Here is a 14,880-nt window from a genome sequence, read left to right on the forward strand (position 1 = left end):
TACGACGCTTCCGAACGACGGTAGCGCGTGCAGTGCGACTCCCGGGAAGTTTCAGACGAGGACAGTATTTTGAGGCGGAGAATCACTAACGATGAGGACGCTAGGCCCTCGCCGACGAGGGCCACGCAACGCCTAGTACTGAAACGCAGGTTGCGCGCCCAAGGCTCTCCAGCTCGACGCAAGTCGGCAGTCCGGCTTCGGCGACGACAAATCTTGCATAAAGTTGGGTCAGGTACGATCCATTCCCCATGATCGGCAGACCCTTATTCTTCTTTTGTGACGCCAACACCGTCGTCTACGACACGCATCTTCTGGCAAAGAAGGGCGGGCCAGAGGTTGTCCGCTTGCTTCGCGCGTTGCGAGCTCAGATTGCACTGCCCGAGGTTTCGCGGGCGGAGTATTTGTCCAACTACGCAAAGGTCGCGTCGTCAGCGCACGAAGATGCGGAGGCCGTGCTGTCGAAGCTGGAAACGTTGAGCGGACATAGGGTGACGGCAGCCCTGCCGCAGGCCAAATTCTGGGAGGCGCACGGCCCCAAATTTTTGGGCGACCTGAAAGATATCACCTTCGAAATTAGTGCCTCGGCGGATCTGAAGGCAGCCGCGCTTGACCGGGCGGTCGAGGGGCGCAAGCCCGCTATGAAGGCAAATCAGGACATCAAGGATTGCTTGATCTGGGAGTGCCTGCTGAGTTTGCCGGCAGGGTCGGAGCTTGTATTTGCGTCTCGCGACATGCGGGCGTTCTATCGCGACAGCAAGTTTGATGACGCCCTGCTGAAGGAGGCAGAGAACCGAGACTTGCTCATTACGCCTGTCGACTGCGGCCCGCAGAATTTACACGCGGCAGTCAGTCTTCTGAAGGTGCGGCTTGCCGCCGCAAAGGCGCTGGAGCCAGGTGACCTGAGGTTGGGCGACGAGCCCGATGAGCCGACGGCGGCCGGTGACGAAGGGCCCGTTGTGGCGCCAGTTCTGCCTGGCGACATCAAGCAGAACGTGCCCGATGTACCGACCGTAGCAGCCCCCCCTGGGGAAAGACTGGACGTTGTAGCGCCAGCTAGGGATTTCTTCCGGTCGTTGGAGGAAAAGGCTCTTGGATTAATCAGCTATCTGGGGAGAGCTGGCAAACAGGAGGCGATCAATCTGCTCGTGCAGTCGGGAGCAGCGGTCGATGCTGCGCGAAATGTCCTCGAGCGGCTGGCGCTGGCCGGAATGATTCGGGACACCGGCAACAACTACCTCCGCGTGGACGGCGTCCACGCTCAGCGAGCAACGGAGCTCGTCGAGGAAGAGATGATCAAGCTCACTGGGCTGGGAGGCTGACACCGTGGATTCCGCAACGCGCATCAAGGTGCTGGAGCGTTTGGCTCAGTCGCAAACACCTGCTGCTGAAGAAGCGGTTGGACGAGCCTGCGCAGAAGCCTTCGCCGCGCTGCTCGAAGGCTCGCAGTACGACGCGCTTGAGTTTGCGCTCGAAGTCCTCGCCATCGTGGGATCTCGACGAAGCAAGGATGCGGTGGCTGCGCTGAGCCAGTTCTTGCGCATCGTGGAAAGCCGTGAGTTGCAGCACCCAGAAGAGTTCAGTGGCTGGGGCGAGTCCTTGAGCAGGTACCGCGGCGCTCACACCCTGATGATCAAAGCCATCACGGTCATGTCCGGCCTCAGATACCTAGAAACTGCAGCTGTCACCGATGTTCTTCTCTGGGCAGAGGCCCACTCGGAAGAGTCCGTGAGGAAAGCTGCGAGCGACGCTTTGCGCAGTCTGGCGCAGTACAACTTGTCCGTCTTCTATGGTACTGAAGAGGGCCGCCGGCGAGGCATCGGTGCGGCACCTCAAATGGAGATCATCGACACCCTTGAGGGAAAAACCGACGGCTTCTTGCTGGAGCATTTGAGCGGCGTCCTTACGCTGCTGGAGGGTTTGCTATCAACTTCGATGGAATCAGCCCGTTGGTCGTCAACAGCGGTCACTTTATCGCGTGCGGTTACCCCTGCAGCTGGTGACGTCCCGACGGTGAGGCGAAGGAGCGTCGACCTTCTCAAGAGAATCTACGGCTTCGCCGAAACTAAGCGCCAGAAGCTCTCTGCGATTAGGACGCTGAATGCAGCGGCTCGTGCAGACATTCGCTCTGCAGTCGACAAGCAATACGTGGAGATGATCGCGGCGAACGCGCAAGAAGTCCTGGATCTGTTTGCACGTATCGCTGCACGTGAGTCGGACCTACAGATAGTCCAGAAGATTGAGCACGACAGCTACTGGATTCATTATCACAGCCGCTCGGATGAGGTCAGGTCTTCCGCTCTTGCGGTCAAGGCAATCATCGATGCCAACGGCGAGTACACCATCTACAAGACCCTCATCGGATTTGAGGGAGTCTTCGGGGAGTGGACCGGGCCTGGAGGAGATAGTTCGTACATCACTACAGCACAGAAACGCAGAGCGGCGGATGCAGATGTTTTGGTGGTGCGTGTTCAGCAAGATGGCTTTGATGTCTGGAAGCAGCGAATCCTGACGTTCGCTCAGACCGAGTCGACCGACATGGCGACCTTCCCGGTCTTCTACGAGTTCCTAGCAAACGTCGCTGGTTCCTATCCGAACTTCGCGCTGGACCTCCTGGTCAACGAGTCGGACCGGCTGTCGGCCTTCCTGATTCCAATTCTTCGTGGAGTGTGGGACAGCGACAAGAAGGCTGAACTCCTTCCAATCATGCGCGGCTGGATCGAGCATGCGACTTCTGAAGCCAAGTCGCCCCTGTACGCCTGTGCGAAGTTGTTCTTGTCGACAAAGAGCGTCGACCTCGAAGTGGTTGAGCAGATTCTCGCCAAGGCCGTCCAGCTTCAGGACGCCTTTGTGTTGCGCCAGGTCGCGGCGGTCGGAATTGCTCGGTCGGATGACGACGGACAGCGGGAACCACTCAAGAACTTGTTCCTGCACTCACTACGGGAGCTGACCGCGCTCAAAGACTCTCGCTGGGTTAGTGACATCTGGTACCGGAAGGAAGCGAAGGAAGTTGTTGCCCAGCTCACCCCAGCCGAGCGGAAAGAGGTCTTGGGGAATCTGCGCTTCCTGCCGGTCATCGATTACCAGGCAGAGGACGTCCTTGCTGTCATTGCGGAGCACGAACCAGGCGACGTTGTCGACTTCCTGTGCGCAAGGGTGTACGAGCCGGATGAGGGTACTCACGCAGCGGGGCATGAGGATGACGGCGGCTACGATGAGCTGCCGTACCAGTTCCACTCTCTCCATGAGCCATTGGCAGCAAATGCACCGATGGTCGTGCAGCGAGTCTTCGACTGGTACAGCAAGGACCAATCGCTATTTCAATATCGAGGGGCCAAGCTGCTGCAGCTAGTCTTCCCAAAGTTCCCTGAGGCGTTCCAAGATTCGCTGGTCAATCTGATTCGAACAGCGCGTGAGGCGGAGCTGTACTTCGTATCTAGCGTCCTTCGCGCTTACGACGGGCAGAGCTTCATCCACCCGGTTGCTAAACATCTTATCCAAGCGCTTCCTCCAAGCAGCGAGCTACTTCACGAGGTGTCGATAGCTCTCCAAAGCACGGGAGTGGTTTCCGGCGAGTACGGGATGTCTGAGGCCTACGATAAGAAGCGCCTTGAAGTCTTGGACTGGTTGGAGGACCCACGCGAGCGCGTCCGGGCGTTTGCTGCCAAGTACATCGCCGAACTGGAAGCAATGCGGGACAGTGAGCGTCGCCGCACCGACGAGTCGATTGCTCTTAGGAAGTTTGAGTACGGCGAGGAGTAGAGACCGGTAAGGCGTCCGATGGGGCACCGCGTGCCGAGGTCGCCTATACCTCCGTGGGAAATCGGCCGTCAGGAGCGCGCGCTGCTGCAATCATGTGCCGACGCCCCCGCGAGCCACGCGAGTAGCTCTATACCCACACCCCTGTTAGCTGCGGGGGCGCAACAAGTGGCGCAGTCGAAGGTCGGCGCGGTGGCTCACTCCGGTCTCGGCGGCAGCAAGCCTGACCGTCGGCATCAGTCTGGTCCAGCCCAAGGCGCGACCAATCAGCCTTCGCGCAAGGCGGTTGCCTCAACCCGGTGTCTGCCCCGACTTGGTAGGCGCCGCGGGCTTCACCAGCCGCGTGATCTCACCACCGCACGCACTGAAGTTGCTGGCGTATTCCTCTGGGCTATCGAACTGCACCTGGGCTTGCATCAGGCGGCTGAGTTCCTGTTTCGCGTAGACCAGGATGCCCGCGCTGCTGCCGCCCGAGGCCCAGGGATAGTCCAGCTCGCGGAACTGGCGCGCGATGTCGCGGTGAATGCGCACATGGGTCTGCTCGTGTTTCATTACGTGTGCATAAGCACAGCTGCCCGGCGGGATCTCGCTGGCCACGCGCAGCACCGGTTTGATGTAATCCAGCCGCACGACGACGCCCTGGCAACTGGTCTGCGGGATCACCGCCAGCTTGGTCTCGACAACGACGTGGCCGAGTTGCGTACCGCTGCGGCCGGCGCCCGCGCCGATCTTCGTCAGTTCGGCGGCCGGTTTGGCGTTGTCCACTTCCGGGTCGGCGAACCAAGCCGCACTGAAACGCACCGCCTTGTCGCAGGGAGGCAGGTCGGCGGACTGCGCCTGAAAGCAGGCGCTGACCAGCAGCAGAGCGAGGAGGCTTTTCATCGTAACCTTCTCGTTATCGGCAAGACGCGCTCGTCCTGAAGCGGTGGCCGCAAGGCGGCTAGGCTGACAGGGGCGCACGAGCATGCCCGGCGCCGGCTGGTCGCCAGTTGGCGTTTTTCAGCCTCCGATCGCATTGCCTGAAATCGTATTCGATCTGGTTTGGCATCGACGCAATGACTCGCATCCCGCCCAGCTTTGGTTCAGAGTGCTAATCGCAGAGTGCTTGGCATCGTTGTGACCACATACCCTGAAGCTCGTGGATAGAGGCGCCGCGCTGTCGCCCAAACGCTATACGCGACGCTGTAAACCGAATGGCAAATGGAGCGAAACCTACGGCGCTTGACTCGTCATGCGAACCCAGGGACTGCTGCTGCCAGTGAATGCAAACATTCGGCGAGTGCTTTCTCAAACCGACAGCGGCAGCTCTTGCCCGATAGTGCGCCTTAGATGGCACGGTTTGGATAACAGCAATCGCTGCAGCGCTGACCTGGGCTGCTGCAGGTTCCGTTGACACCGCCCCAAGCTCATCGAGCGTCCTTTAAACCTGCAGCAACTCAGTCTCCGCCTACTGATACTCCCCGTAGTGCTCACTCAGTACCAAGCCTTCAAAAGCGGCTTGTGTCTGCGGGCGGCCAAAGAAGTAGCCCTGGAACGCCTTGCACCCGTGGTACAGCAGAAACTGATGGTGTGCCTCGGTTTCCACCCCCTCTGCGATAACCGACAGGCCCAGGCTGCCCGCCAGCGCGATGATGGAGCGGGCGATGGCTGCATCGTTGGGGTCCACCAGGGCGTCTCGCACAAAGCCCTGGTCAATCTTGATTTGGTCCAGCGGCAGTCGTTTGAGGTAGCTGAGCGATGAATAGCCGGTGCCGAAGTCGTCGAGCGAAAAACCCAGGCCGTAGGCCCGCAGTGCGCGCATGGTGGTGATGACGCTGTCCACGTTTTTGAGCAGCAGGCTCTCGGTCAGCTCCAGCTTGATGTGGGTGGGGTCGGCGCCGGTGGTGTGCAGCAGGTTCAGCACCTGGGTCACAAAATCGTCCTGGTGGAACTGGCGCGCGCTGACGTTGATGGCAAGGGTGAGGTGTGCAAGGGCCGGGACGTTGCGCCATTGGGCTTGCTGGCGCAGGGCGGTTTCCATCACCCACAGGCCCAGGGGCACGATGAGGCCTGTGTCTTCTGCCAGGGCAATGAACTCACCGGGCGGCACCATACCGTGCTCGGGGTGCTGCCAGCGCACCAGGGCTTCGGCGCCCTGGATGCGGCCGGTTTCATCGACCTGGGGCTGGTACAGCAGCAAAAACTGCCCTTGTTTGAGGCCGTTGTGCAGCTCGGCTTCCAGCGTGGCACGGCGGTTGACGGCCTGCTGCATGTCCGGGTCAAAAAAGCGCAGCGTGTTGCGCCCCGCGTCTTTGGCGCGGTACATCGCCATGTCGGCCTGTTTGAGGATTTCGTCCACCGTGGTGCGCTGTCCGTGCAGCAGCGTGATGCCGATGCTGGCAGAGCAGTGGTGCTCATGCCCGGCCAGGTCGTAAGGCTGTGCCAGGCGGGCGCGCAGCATGTCGCCCAGCATACGGGCCTGGTCGGCGGCCTCGGTGGGGTCCGTGCCCAGGTTTTGCAGCACCACCACAAATTCATCGCCGCCTAGGCGTGCCACGGTGTCCAGCTCACGTACATGGCTTTGCAGGCGGCGTGCCACCTCGGTCAGCAGCATGTCACCCACCTCATGCCCGCGGGTGTCGTTCAGCGTTTTAAAGTTGTCCAGGTCTACAAACAGCACGGCCGTGGCCATGCCGCTGCGGGTGCTGCCTGCCAACACTTGCTGCAGCCGGTCCACCAGCAGGCGCCGATTGGGCAGCTCCGTCAGGGCGTCGTAAAAGGCCAGGTAACGGGCTTCGTCTTCGGCGGCTTTGCGGCCAGAGATGTCGATGTCGATGCAGAACATCTCGGGGGGCTGGCCGGGCACCTGGATGTAGGCATGGCTGGAGAACACGTCGACCAAGCTGCCGTCTCTGCGTTGCAGTTGCAACTCTCCCGCCGGGATCACCTCTCCGGTGGCAAACATTTGCTCCACATGGGTGCGCACGGTGTCGCGCATCACGGGCGGGATGATGAGCTCAAACAGGTTGCTGCCCATGGCCTCTTGTGCGGTGTAGCCGTACAGGGTTTCCGAGGCCTTGTTCCAGTAGCTGGTGGTGCCATCGGTCAGGTAGCCCTGCACCGAGATGGACGGTATGTTCAGCAGCAGTGAGCGAAACCGCAGCTCGGATTCACGCAACGCCGCCTCCGCCTGCTTGCGTGCAGTGATGTCGCGCGCCAGCAGCACCACCGCCTTGTCCCCCTGCACGGGCACCCCCAGGGGTTGGGTGCGCCCCTCGAATTGGCGAAGGCCGTCGAGGGTGCGAATTTCGTATTCGAGCGTTTGGGTGTGGCCCGTGCGCAGGGTTTCCTGGATCAGCCGCAGATACAACTGCGTCTGGTCGGGCGGCAGCACATCGCTCAGCTGCTTGCCTAGCAAGTCCTTGGCGCTGGCGACCAGGGCCGTCTTGTCGTTGGACAGCACTTCCAGGTAGCGCCCGTTGCGGTCCAACACCAGCAGCACGTCGGGGATGGCCTGCGTGATGGCGCGCAGCCGGGCAGAACTCTCGCTCAAGGCCCTTTCGGTGTTCAAGCGCTCTTCCACGTCTTTCAGCAGCATGCCCAGCAGCAAGGTGGCCACGGTGAAGATCAGCACGAAGGGCAGTGCCACGGTCTGGTTGATGCGTTGCACCGCTGGCTCTGGCAGCAGCTGAAATGCCCCCACCACAGCCAGGTGCACCAGCAGCCCAAAAAGCAGCAAGGTGCGCGGCTCTACATCCAGCTTGCCGCGCTGGCGGGCCTGCCGGTACAGCAGGCCCAGCGCCACACAAATCACCACCACCAGCAGGCCCACGCCCATGCCCGCACCGCCAATCCACAGGCGCCAGCCCATGGTCAGGGTGCCCGCAATGATGGCGACCACAGGCCCGCCAAACAGGCCCGCCATACACAGCACGACCGAGCGCGCATCAAAGATCACGCCGGGCATCAGCACCACGGGCAGCAGCATGCCCACCACGCAAATGCCGCCAAACAGGGCGCCCGACACGATCTGCCCGATCAGGGGCTTTTGTCGCCAGACACGGATGTTGACGCCATGCAAAAAGCACAGCGCCAGAAGCAGTGCAACGCCTTTGACCAGTTCAAGGAACATGGGCCTCCGCCGGAGTAGGTGGAGGCCCATCATCCGGGGGTTGCAGCATTTTGTAAACGGGATTTGTACCCGCACCGTGGCGGCGGGCACTTCAGGGCGCCCCATGGGCACCCTGAATGGGGGGAAGGGATCAGGACAGCAGCGCTTGCGCAAACTCGCGCGCGTTGAAGGTCTCCAGGTCTTCCAGCTTCTCGCCCACGCCGATGAAATACACGGGGATGGGGCGCTCTTGCGCAATGGCGGCCAGCACGCCGCCCTTGGCTGTGCCGTCCAGTTTGGTCACGATCAGCCCGGTCAGTTGCAGCGCGTCGTCAAATGATCGCACCTGCGCCAGCGCGTTCTGGCCCGTGTTGCCGTCAATCACCAGCAGCACCTCGTGCGGGGCGGTGCCGTCGGCCTTGGTGACCACGCGCTTGATCTTTTTGAGCTCTTCCATCAGGTGCAGCTGCGTGGGCAGGCGGCCAGCGGTGTCCACCAGCACCACGTCTTTGCCCCGGGCCTTGCCTGCCGTCACGGCGTCAAAGCTCACGGCGGCGGGGTCGCCGCCTTCCTGGCTCACGATTTCCACGGTGTTCCGGTCGGCCCACACGCCCAGTTGTTCGCGCGCAGCAGCGCGGAAGGTGTCGGCGGCGGCCAGCAGCACGCTGGCGCCTTCATTGGCCAGGTGCTTGGTCAGCTTGCCGATGGAGGTGGTTTTGCCCGCGCCATTGACGCCTGCCACCATGATGACGGTGGGGGTGTGCTCGCCAATCACCAAGGCCTTTTCCAGGGGGCGCAGCAGCTCTGCCAGGGCATCGGCCAGCAGCCCTTTGACGGCGGCGGGGTCGGTGGTCTTGGTCTCCTTCACGCGGCGCTTGAGGTCGTCCAGCAGGTGCTGGGTGGCCTTGACGCCGGTGTCGGCCATCAGCAGGGCCTCTTCCAGCTCTTCGTAAAGGGCATCGTCGATTTGCGTGCCAGTGAACACCGTGGCAATGCTGGAGCCCGTTTTGCGCAGGCCCGCTTTGAGGCGATCGAGCCAGCCCTTGCGTTCTGCCGCTGCGGGGGCTGGCGCTGGGGCTGCGGGAGCGGAGGCCACGGCTGGCGCAGCAGCGGGTGGGCTGTGCACCACGGGTGCCTGCGGTGCTTTTGCCGCTGGCGCAAGGGACGCTGCCACGGGCGCAAGGGGCGCTGCCTGCGTTGCGTGTGCTGCATGCGTTACGGGGGGTTGTGCCTTCAGCACCGGGGCAGGGGATGCTGGCGGGGCGGTTTGTACAGGCGCTGCCGGGGCATAGGCGGCCACCGGCGCAGCAGTCACTGGTGCAACAGTTTCCGGTGCCGAAGCCGGTGGCTGTGCGGCTACAGGGGGACTGGCAGGCGCTGGTGTGGGGGATGGTGCTGCTGGTGTTGGCGCCGCTGCGGTGGCTGGCCCGGGCGTTGGCACCGGCGGCTTGGCCGCAAACGGATTGCGCAGCCAGCCAAAGCCAGGGGCTGCAGCGGGGGCGGGCGCCGTTGGCGCGGGCGTATCGGGGGCATGGGGCGCCGAAGGTGCGGGGCTGGCCGCAGCTTCAGGCGTGGCGACGGGCGCGGGGGCTGGTGCTGGGGCATCAGTCGTCGCGGGCGAGGGGGTGGGCTTTTTCTTGAAAAAACTGAACATTGGCGGGTTCTTAGAATCACTGCATTCTATGAAACGCGCTTTCACCCTACTGGGCCTTCTGGCCTGCCTCAGTGCCACAGCCGTCACCCACGTGATGGCTGCGGGTTTGGATTCCTCTGCAGCCCCTGTGGCTGCGCCCTCTGCGGGGCGAGCGGCAGGGGCCTCTGGCCCACATGCCAAGGTCGCCCAGGCCACCAACGCGGCCGGTGCCCAGCTGTTCACGCTGGCCAATGGCATGCAGCTCATCGTGCAGCCCGACCACCGCGCGCCCACGGCCGTGCACATGGTGTGGGTGCGTGTGGGCTCGATGGACGAGGTGGACGGCACCTCGGGCGTGGCCCATGTGCTGGAGCACATGATGTTCAAGGGCTCCAAAACCGTGCCGCCGGGCGACTTTTCGCGCCGCGTGGCTGCTTTGGGCGGGCGTGAGAACGCCTTCACCAGCCGTGACTACACCGGCTACTACCAGCAAATCCCGGCCCAGCGGCTTGAAGACGTGATGCGGCTGGAGTCCGACCGCTTTGCCAACATGCACTGGCCCGACGAAGAGTTCAAGAAAGAGCTGGAAGTCGTGAAAGAAGAGCGCCGCCTGCGCACCGAAGACCAGCCCCGCGCCATGCTGGCCGAGCAGCTCTTTGCCACCGCCTTCAACGCATCGCCCTACCGCCGCCCCATCGTGGGCTGGATGAGCGACCTGGACGCCATGACGCCGGGCGACGCGCGCGCCTTCCACCGCCAGTGGTACACGCCCGCCAATGCCGTGGTGGTGGTGGCCGGTGATGTGGACGTGGCCAAGGTGCGCGCCCTGGCCGAAAAGTACTACGGCAGCCTGCCCGCGCACGCCGTGCCCGAGCGCAAGCCCCGCACCGAACCCGTGCAGCAGGGCTTGCGCCGCGTGGCCGTGAAGGCCCCGGCAGAGCAAGCCTATGTGGCACTGGCCTACAAAGTGCCCTCGCTGTCGCGCGTGCAGGACTTGCAGGCCTCTGACCGCGATGCCCTGGCCCTGCTGGTGCTGTCGGCCGTGTTCAGCGGCTACGACGGCGCGCGGCTGGAGCGCGCCCTGAGCCAGGGCGAGCAGCCCGTGGCCGACAACGCAGGCAGCTCGGCCATGGTCACGGGCCGTGGGCCGTCGCTGTTCATGCTCACCGGCGTGCCCGCTGCGGGCAAAACCGCGCAGCAGGTCGAAGAAGCCCTGCGCGCCGAAGTGGCCCGTGTGGCCCGAGACGGCGTGAGCGAGGCCGAGCTGGCCCGCGTCAAAACGCAATGGATTGCCTCCACTGTGTACGAGCGCGACTCGGTGCAAAACCAGGCGCAGGAGCTGGGCGGCAACTGGGTGCAGGGCTTCCCGCTCGATGCGGAAGAGCGGCTGCTCACACTGCTGCGCACCATCACCCCCGAGGAGGTCAAAGCCGTGGCCGCCAAGTACTTTGGCGACGACCAGCTCACCGTGGCCACCCTGCTGCCCCAGCCCCTGGAAGGCGCCCGCCCACGTCCCGCCTTGCCCGCCGGGGCGATCCTGCACTGACATCAGCTTTGGATATTTACATGATTGCTATCAAAAAAGTAGCTTCCAGCGCTTGTCTGGTGTGCGCTAGCGTGGTTTTTTATGCTGCGCCCGCCTGGGCGCTGCTCCCCATCCAGCACTGGACAGAGCCCAGCGGCGCCAAGGTCTGGCTGGTCGAAAGCCCCGTCATCCCCATGGTGGACGTGCAAATCGACTTTGACGCAGGCAGCCGCCGCGACCCGGCGGAAAAGTCCGGCCTGGCCAGCGCCTTGGCGCTGATGGCGGCCAAAGGTGTCAAAGGCCAGGGCGCCGAAGCCGCGCTGGACGAAAACGCTCTGGGCGAGGCCTGGGCCGACCTGGGCGCAGGCTTTGAAGCCGGGGCCGACAACGACGCCCTGCGCTACTCGCTGCGCTCTTTGACGGACGCACCGCTGCTCGACCGCGCCGCCCGCCTGGCCGCCCGCCAACTGGCCGAGCCCAGTTGGCCCGCTGACATCTGGGCCCGCGACCGCGCCCGCTGGTCCGCCAGCCTGCGCGAGGCCGCCACCCGCCCCGCCAATGTGGCGGCCGAGGCCTTTGCCACCGCCGTGTACGGCAGCCACCCCTACGGCCTGCGCACCACGCCTGACACGCTGGCCCGCATCAGCGTGCAAGACCTGCAGGCCTTCCATGCGCAAACCGTGGCGGCCTGCCGCGCCCGTGTCAGCATCGTGGGCGCCGTCAGCCGCAGCCAGGCGCAAGAGCTGGTGACCAAGCTGCTCGCCCGCCTGCCTGCCACGGGTGCCGAATGCGCGCCCCTGCCTGCGGTGCCTGAGGTCGAGCCCCTGAAGGCGGCGGCCGAGCAGGCCATCCCCTTCGCCTCTGCCCAGGCCCACGTGCTCATTGGCCAGCCCGGCTTTCCGCGCCGCGATCCGGACTTCCTGGCCCTGCTGGTGGGCAACCACATCCTGGGCGGCGGTGGCTTTGTCTCGCGCCTGACAGAAGAAGTGCGCGAAAAGCGTGGCCTGAGCTACAGCGTCTACAGCTACTTTGCGGGCGGCCTTCACGCTGGCGCCTTCACCATCGGCCTGCAAACCCGGCCCGACCAGGCAGCCCAGGCCGTGAAGGTGGCGCGTGACGTGGTGCAGCGCTTTGTGGCCGAAGGCCCCACCGAGGCCGAGCTGCGCGCCGCCAAGGACAACCTGATCGGCGGCTTTGCGCTGCGCATCGACAGCAACAAAAAGCTGTTGGGCAACGTGGCCAACATCGCCTGGAATGGCCTGCCGCTCGACTATCTGGACCACTGGACGCAAAAGGTGGAAGCCCTCACCGTGGCCGATGTGCGCACGGCCATGGCCAAAAAGCTGCAGCCTGAACGCATGGTGACTGTGGTGGTGGGGGGCAAGCCATGAGCCGCTCGACCCTGAAAACCACCGCCATCAACGCCGAAATCCGCAAGGCCCAGGCCGCTGCCGCAGCGCCTGCCGCCCCGGCAGGCAAAAAGGGTGCCGCCAAAGACAAGCCTGCCGCTGCGGCCCCCAAAGGCGCGGGCGAGGTGCGCATCATCGGTGGCGCCTGGAAGCGCACCCGTCTGCCCGTGGCCCAGCGCCCCGGCCTGCGCCCCACGCCCGACCGCGTGCGCGAAACCCTCTTCAACTGGCTGGGCCAGGACCTGAGCGGCTGGCGCTGCCTGGACGCCTTTGCAGGCACCGGCGCGCTGGGGTTTGAGGCCGCCTCGCGCGGCGCCGCCAGCGTGCAACTGGTGGAAAGCGATGCCGCCCTGGTGGCCCAGCTGCACACCCTGCAGCAGCGCCTGCAGGCTACCGCCATGCGGGTGCAGCGCGGCGATGGCGTGGCGGCCCTCAAGCAAGCCGCGCCGGGCAGCCTGGATTTGGTGTTGCTCGACCCGCCGTTTGGCAGCGACTTATTCACCCCCGCCCTGCAAGCCGCCGCCCAGGCAGTGTCTGCGCAAGGCTTTGTGTACCTGGAAGCCCCCCGCGCCTGGGCCGACGAGGAGCTGGCCGCCTGGGGGCTGGCAGTGCACCGCCACCTCAAGGCCGGGGCGGTACACGCGCACCTGCTGCGCCGCGCCGTGGCGCTGTAATTGCGCTTGATTTGCGATTAGATTGCTATTGAGTTGATAGCTGCCAGCGCCTGTTTATCAAGCGCTGGCAGCTATTTTTATGTGAATTGCCAAGTGGCCTGGGCTGGCCGCTGCCATCCATGTTGCAGTGCACTCTGCATAATGCGCCCACGCGGCCCGGCACAGGGCCAACGACCATTCCGTCAGCACAGGAGACAGCCCGCCATGGCCCACAACGTCCTCGCCGTTTACCCCGGAACCTTCGACCCCATCACCCTGGGCCATGAAGACGTGGTGCGCAGAGCCACCCAGTTGTTCGGCCAGGTCATCGTGGCCGTGGCCGCCGGCCACCACAAAAAAACCCTGTTCAGCCTGGAAGAGCGCATCGACATGGTCCGCGAGGCCACGCGCCAATACCCACAGGTGCAGGTCGAGAGCTTCTCGGGCCTGCTGCGCGACTTTGTGGTGGCGCGCGGCGGCAAGGCCATGGTGCGCGGCCTGCGCGCCGTGACCGACTTTGACTACGAGTTCCAGCTTGCAGGCATGAACCGCAGCCTCATGCCGCAGGTGGAAACCGTCTTCCTCACCCCCAGCGACAAGTACCAGTTCATCAGCAGCACCTTTGTGCGCGAGATCGCGGTGCTGGGCGGAGAAGTGGACAAGTTCGTCTCGCCCGCCGTGCAAGAGCGCTTGGCGGCGAAGGTGCGGGGGATGGCGGCGGGGTGACGGGGCCCTGTTGCTACGAAGCAGCCCCACCCTGCGATGGGCGATGGGCCGAGCGCCACGCGGCCAAGCGTGGCGTTATAAAACTTTGAAGAATATTGTTTGGCCTTTTTATGTGTTTGGCCATATACTAGACGCCGTTGTATCGACAGGGCGGCGGCAAGCCGCGCCGTCTTTGCAACGCTAGCGCGGCGGTTTTTCACCAGCGCGCGCTAGCCGCCTTTTGCGACCCTTGTCGCCCAGCTGGACGGTAGAGCTACCGCCAACTGTGTTCCCTTGAAGCTCACGCAACCCGGTCCGGGTATGCGTTTCCCCTGAATGCACCAGATTTCCAAGACAGCCATTTCCATGGGCCAGTACGTCGTTTCGCCCGCGACACACCCGACCGACTGTGGCCGCTTTCGCGCCTCCTTCTCGGTCCACCGGTCTCAAGGCAACGGCAGCTACTGCCGCGTGTTCCGCTTTGACAAAGCCTTTGCTTCGCCCGAAGCCGCCCGTCTGTTCGCGGTGACCCAGGGCTGGCTGCAAGCTTGCATGCCGCACCCCCCGGTGTGCTGACCCATCAGCCCACTGCCGACCCCCTCTTTGCCATCGCGGCGGACTCTCAAGTTCGCACACCGATTCTTCCCCGTGCGCCGTTCGCTGCGCGCCCCTCACCAGAAAGACTTCTCCATGAGCACCAAAATTTATGTGGGCAACCTGCCTTATTCCGTGACCGATGCCAGCCTGCAAAGCAACTTTGCCGAGTTCGGCGGAGTCTCTTCCGCCAAGGTCATGATGGACCGCGAAACCGGCCGTTCCAAGGGTTTTGGCTTTGTGGAAATGGCTTCGGCAGAAGTCGCTCAGGCGGCCATTTCTGCATTGCACGGCATGTCCGTGGATGGGCGCTCGATTGTCGTGAACCTGGCCCGCCCGCGTGAGGCCGGTGGTGGCGCCGGGGGGCATAACGCTGGCGAGTACACGTCGAACAAACGCTCCGACGTGGGCTATGGCTCGGGTGGCTTCGGCGGCGGTCGCTACTGATTGCTGCGCGGCTTCCTGCGCTCCCAACGAAAACCGGCCCTTGAGGCCGGTTTTTTTCGTCTGTGCTT

The 14,880-nt window shown here is 63.9% G+C and carries 11 protein-coding genes; 8 read left to right on the plus strand and 3 right to left on the minus strand.

Annotated elements, in window-relative coordinates; translation table 11 throughout:
* Window positions 1–248 precede the first annotated feature (248 nt).
* Together CLU86_RS01420 and CLU86_RS01425 are read left to right on the plus strand one after the other, a co-directional pair.
* Window positions 249–1,319: a PIN domain-containing protein gene (locus CLU86_RS01420; protein ID WP_099740334.1), complete on the plus strand. Its 1,071-nt coding sequence runs from the start codon at window positions 249–251 to the stop codon at window positions 1,317–1,319.
* A 4-nt stretch (window positions 1,320–1,323) separates the two neighbouring features.
* Entirely contained in the window at window positions 1,324–3,759 is a 2,436-nt protein-coding gene (locus tag CLU86_RS01425) for a hypothetical protein (RefSeq protein ID WP_143226638.1), read from the plus strand.
* Between the two features lie 288 nt (window positions 3,760–4,047).
* On the opposite strand, the gene CLU86_RS01430 is transcribed toward CLU86_RS01425, so the two are convergent.
* From CLU86_RS01430 to ftsY, 3 genes are all read right to left on the minus strand, one after another.
* Entirely contained in the window at window positions 4,048–4,638 is a 591-nt protein-coding gene (locus CLU86_RS01430; protein ID WP_099740336.1) for a hypothetical protein, read from the minus strand.
* Window positions 4,639–5,203: 565 nt separating this feature from the next.
* The gene (locus tag CLU86_RS01435) at window positions 5,204–7,867 is read right to left on the minus strand and encodes an EAL domain-containing protein (RefSeq protein WP_099740337.1); all 2,664 of its coding nucleotides are present in this window, start codon (window positions 7,865–7,867) and stop codon (window positions 5,204–5,206) included.
* Window positions 7,868–7,997: 130 nt separating this feature from the next.
* Entirely contained in the window at window positions 7,998–9,161 is a 1,164-nt protein-coding gene (ftsY, locus tag CLU86_RS01440; RefSeq protein WP_099743211.1) for a signal recognition particle-docking protein FtsY, read from the minus strand.
* Window positions 9,162–9,528: 367 nt separating this feature from the next.
* Between ftsY and CLU86_RS01450 the strand changes: the two genes are divergently transcribed.
* From CLU86_RS01450 to CLU86_RS01475, 6 genes are all read left to right on the plus strand, one after another.
* Window positions 9,529–11,025 carry a pitrilysin family protein gene (locus CLU86_RS01450; protein ID WP_099740338.1) on the plus strand — a complete coding sequence of 499 codons (1,497 nt, stop codon included), beginning with the start codon at window positions 9,529–9,531 and terminating at the stop codon, window positions 11,023–11,025.
* Between the two features lie 20 nt (window positions 11,026–11,045).
* Window positions 11,046–12,395 carry a pitrilysin family protein gene (locus CLU86_RS01455; protein WP_099740339.1) on the plus strand — a complete coding sequence of 450 codons (1,350 nt, stop codon included), beginning with the start codon at window positions 11,046–11,048 and terminating at the stop codon, window positions 12,393–12,395.
* Window positions 12,392–13,087 (plus strand): 16S rRNA (guanine(966)-N(2))-methyltransferase RsmD, encoded by a 696-nt coding sequence (gene rsmD / locus CLU86_RS01460; RefSeq protein WP_099658247.1) that lies wholly within the window; start codon window positions 12,392–12,394, stop codon window positions 13,085–13,087. The genes CLU86_RS01455 and rsmD overlap by 4 nt, the downstream gene beginning before the upstream one ends.
* A 204-nt stretch (window positions 13,088–13,291) precedes the next feature.
* Window positions 13,292–13,792, plus strand: coding sequence for a pantetheine-phosphate adenylyltransferase (gene coaD / locus CLU86_RS01465; RefSeq protein ID WP_099658248.1), 501 nt, complete (start codon window positions 13,292–13,294; stop codon window positions 13,790–13,792).
* A gap of 315 nt (window positions 13,793–14,107) precedes the next feature.
* A complete protein-coding gene (locus CLU86_RS01470) occupies window positions 14,108–14,347 on the plus strand; it encodes a hypothetical protein (RefSeq protein ID WP_199175074.1) in 240 nt (79 codons plus the stop codon).
* 114 nt (window positions 14,348–14,461) lie between these two features.
* Window positions 14,462–14,812 (plus strand): RNA-binding protein, encoded by a 351-nt coding sequence (locus tag CLU86_RS01475; protein WP_099740340.1) that lies wholly within the window; start codon window positions 14,462–14,464, stop codon window positions 14,810–14,812.
* Window positions 14,813–14,880 lie beyond the last annotated feature (68 nt).

Source organism: Acidovorax sp. 62 (genome assembly GCF_002754495.1).
GTDB lineage: Bacteria > Pseudomonadota > Gammaproteobacteria > Burkholderiales > Burkholderiaceae_C > Acidovorax.

Coding starts and splice junctions, on each gene's coding strand:
- CLU86_RS01420 (WP_099740334.1), top strand. CDS start 249: ATGATCGGCAGACCCTTATTCTTCTTTTGTGACGCCAACACCGTCGTC.
- CLU86_RS01430 (WP_099740336.1), bottom strand. CDS start 4,638: ATGAAAAGCCTCCTCGCTCTGCTGCTGGTCAGCGCCTGCTTTCAGGCG.
- CLU86_RS01435 (WP_099740337.1), bottom strand. CDS start 7,867: ATGTTCCTTGAACTGGTCAAAGGCGTTGCACTGCTTCTGGCGCTGTGC.
- CLU86_RS01450 (WP_099740338.1), top strand. CDS start 9,529: ATGAAACGCGCTTTCACCCTACTGGGCCTTCTGGCCTGCCTCAGTGCC.
- CLU86_RS01455 (WP_099740339.1), top strand. CDS start 11,046: ATGATTGCTATCAAAAAAGTAGCTTCCAGCGCTTGTCTGGTGTGCGCT.
- rsmD (WP_099658247.1), top strand. CDS start 12,392: ATGAGCCGCTCGACCCTGAAAACCACCGCCATCAACGCCGAAATCCGC.
- coaD (WP_099658248.1), top strand. CDS start 13,292: ATGGCCCACAACGTCCTCGCCGTTTACCCCGGAACCTTCGACCCCATC.
- CLU86_RS01470 (WP_199175074.1), top strand. CDS start 14,108: ATGCACCAGATTTCCAAGACAGCCATTTCCATGGGCCAGTACGTCGTT.
- CLU86_RS01475 (WP_099740340.1), top strand. CDS start 14,462: ATGAGCACCAAAATTTATGTGGGCAACCTGCCTTATTCCGTGACCGAT.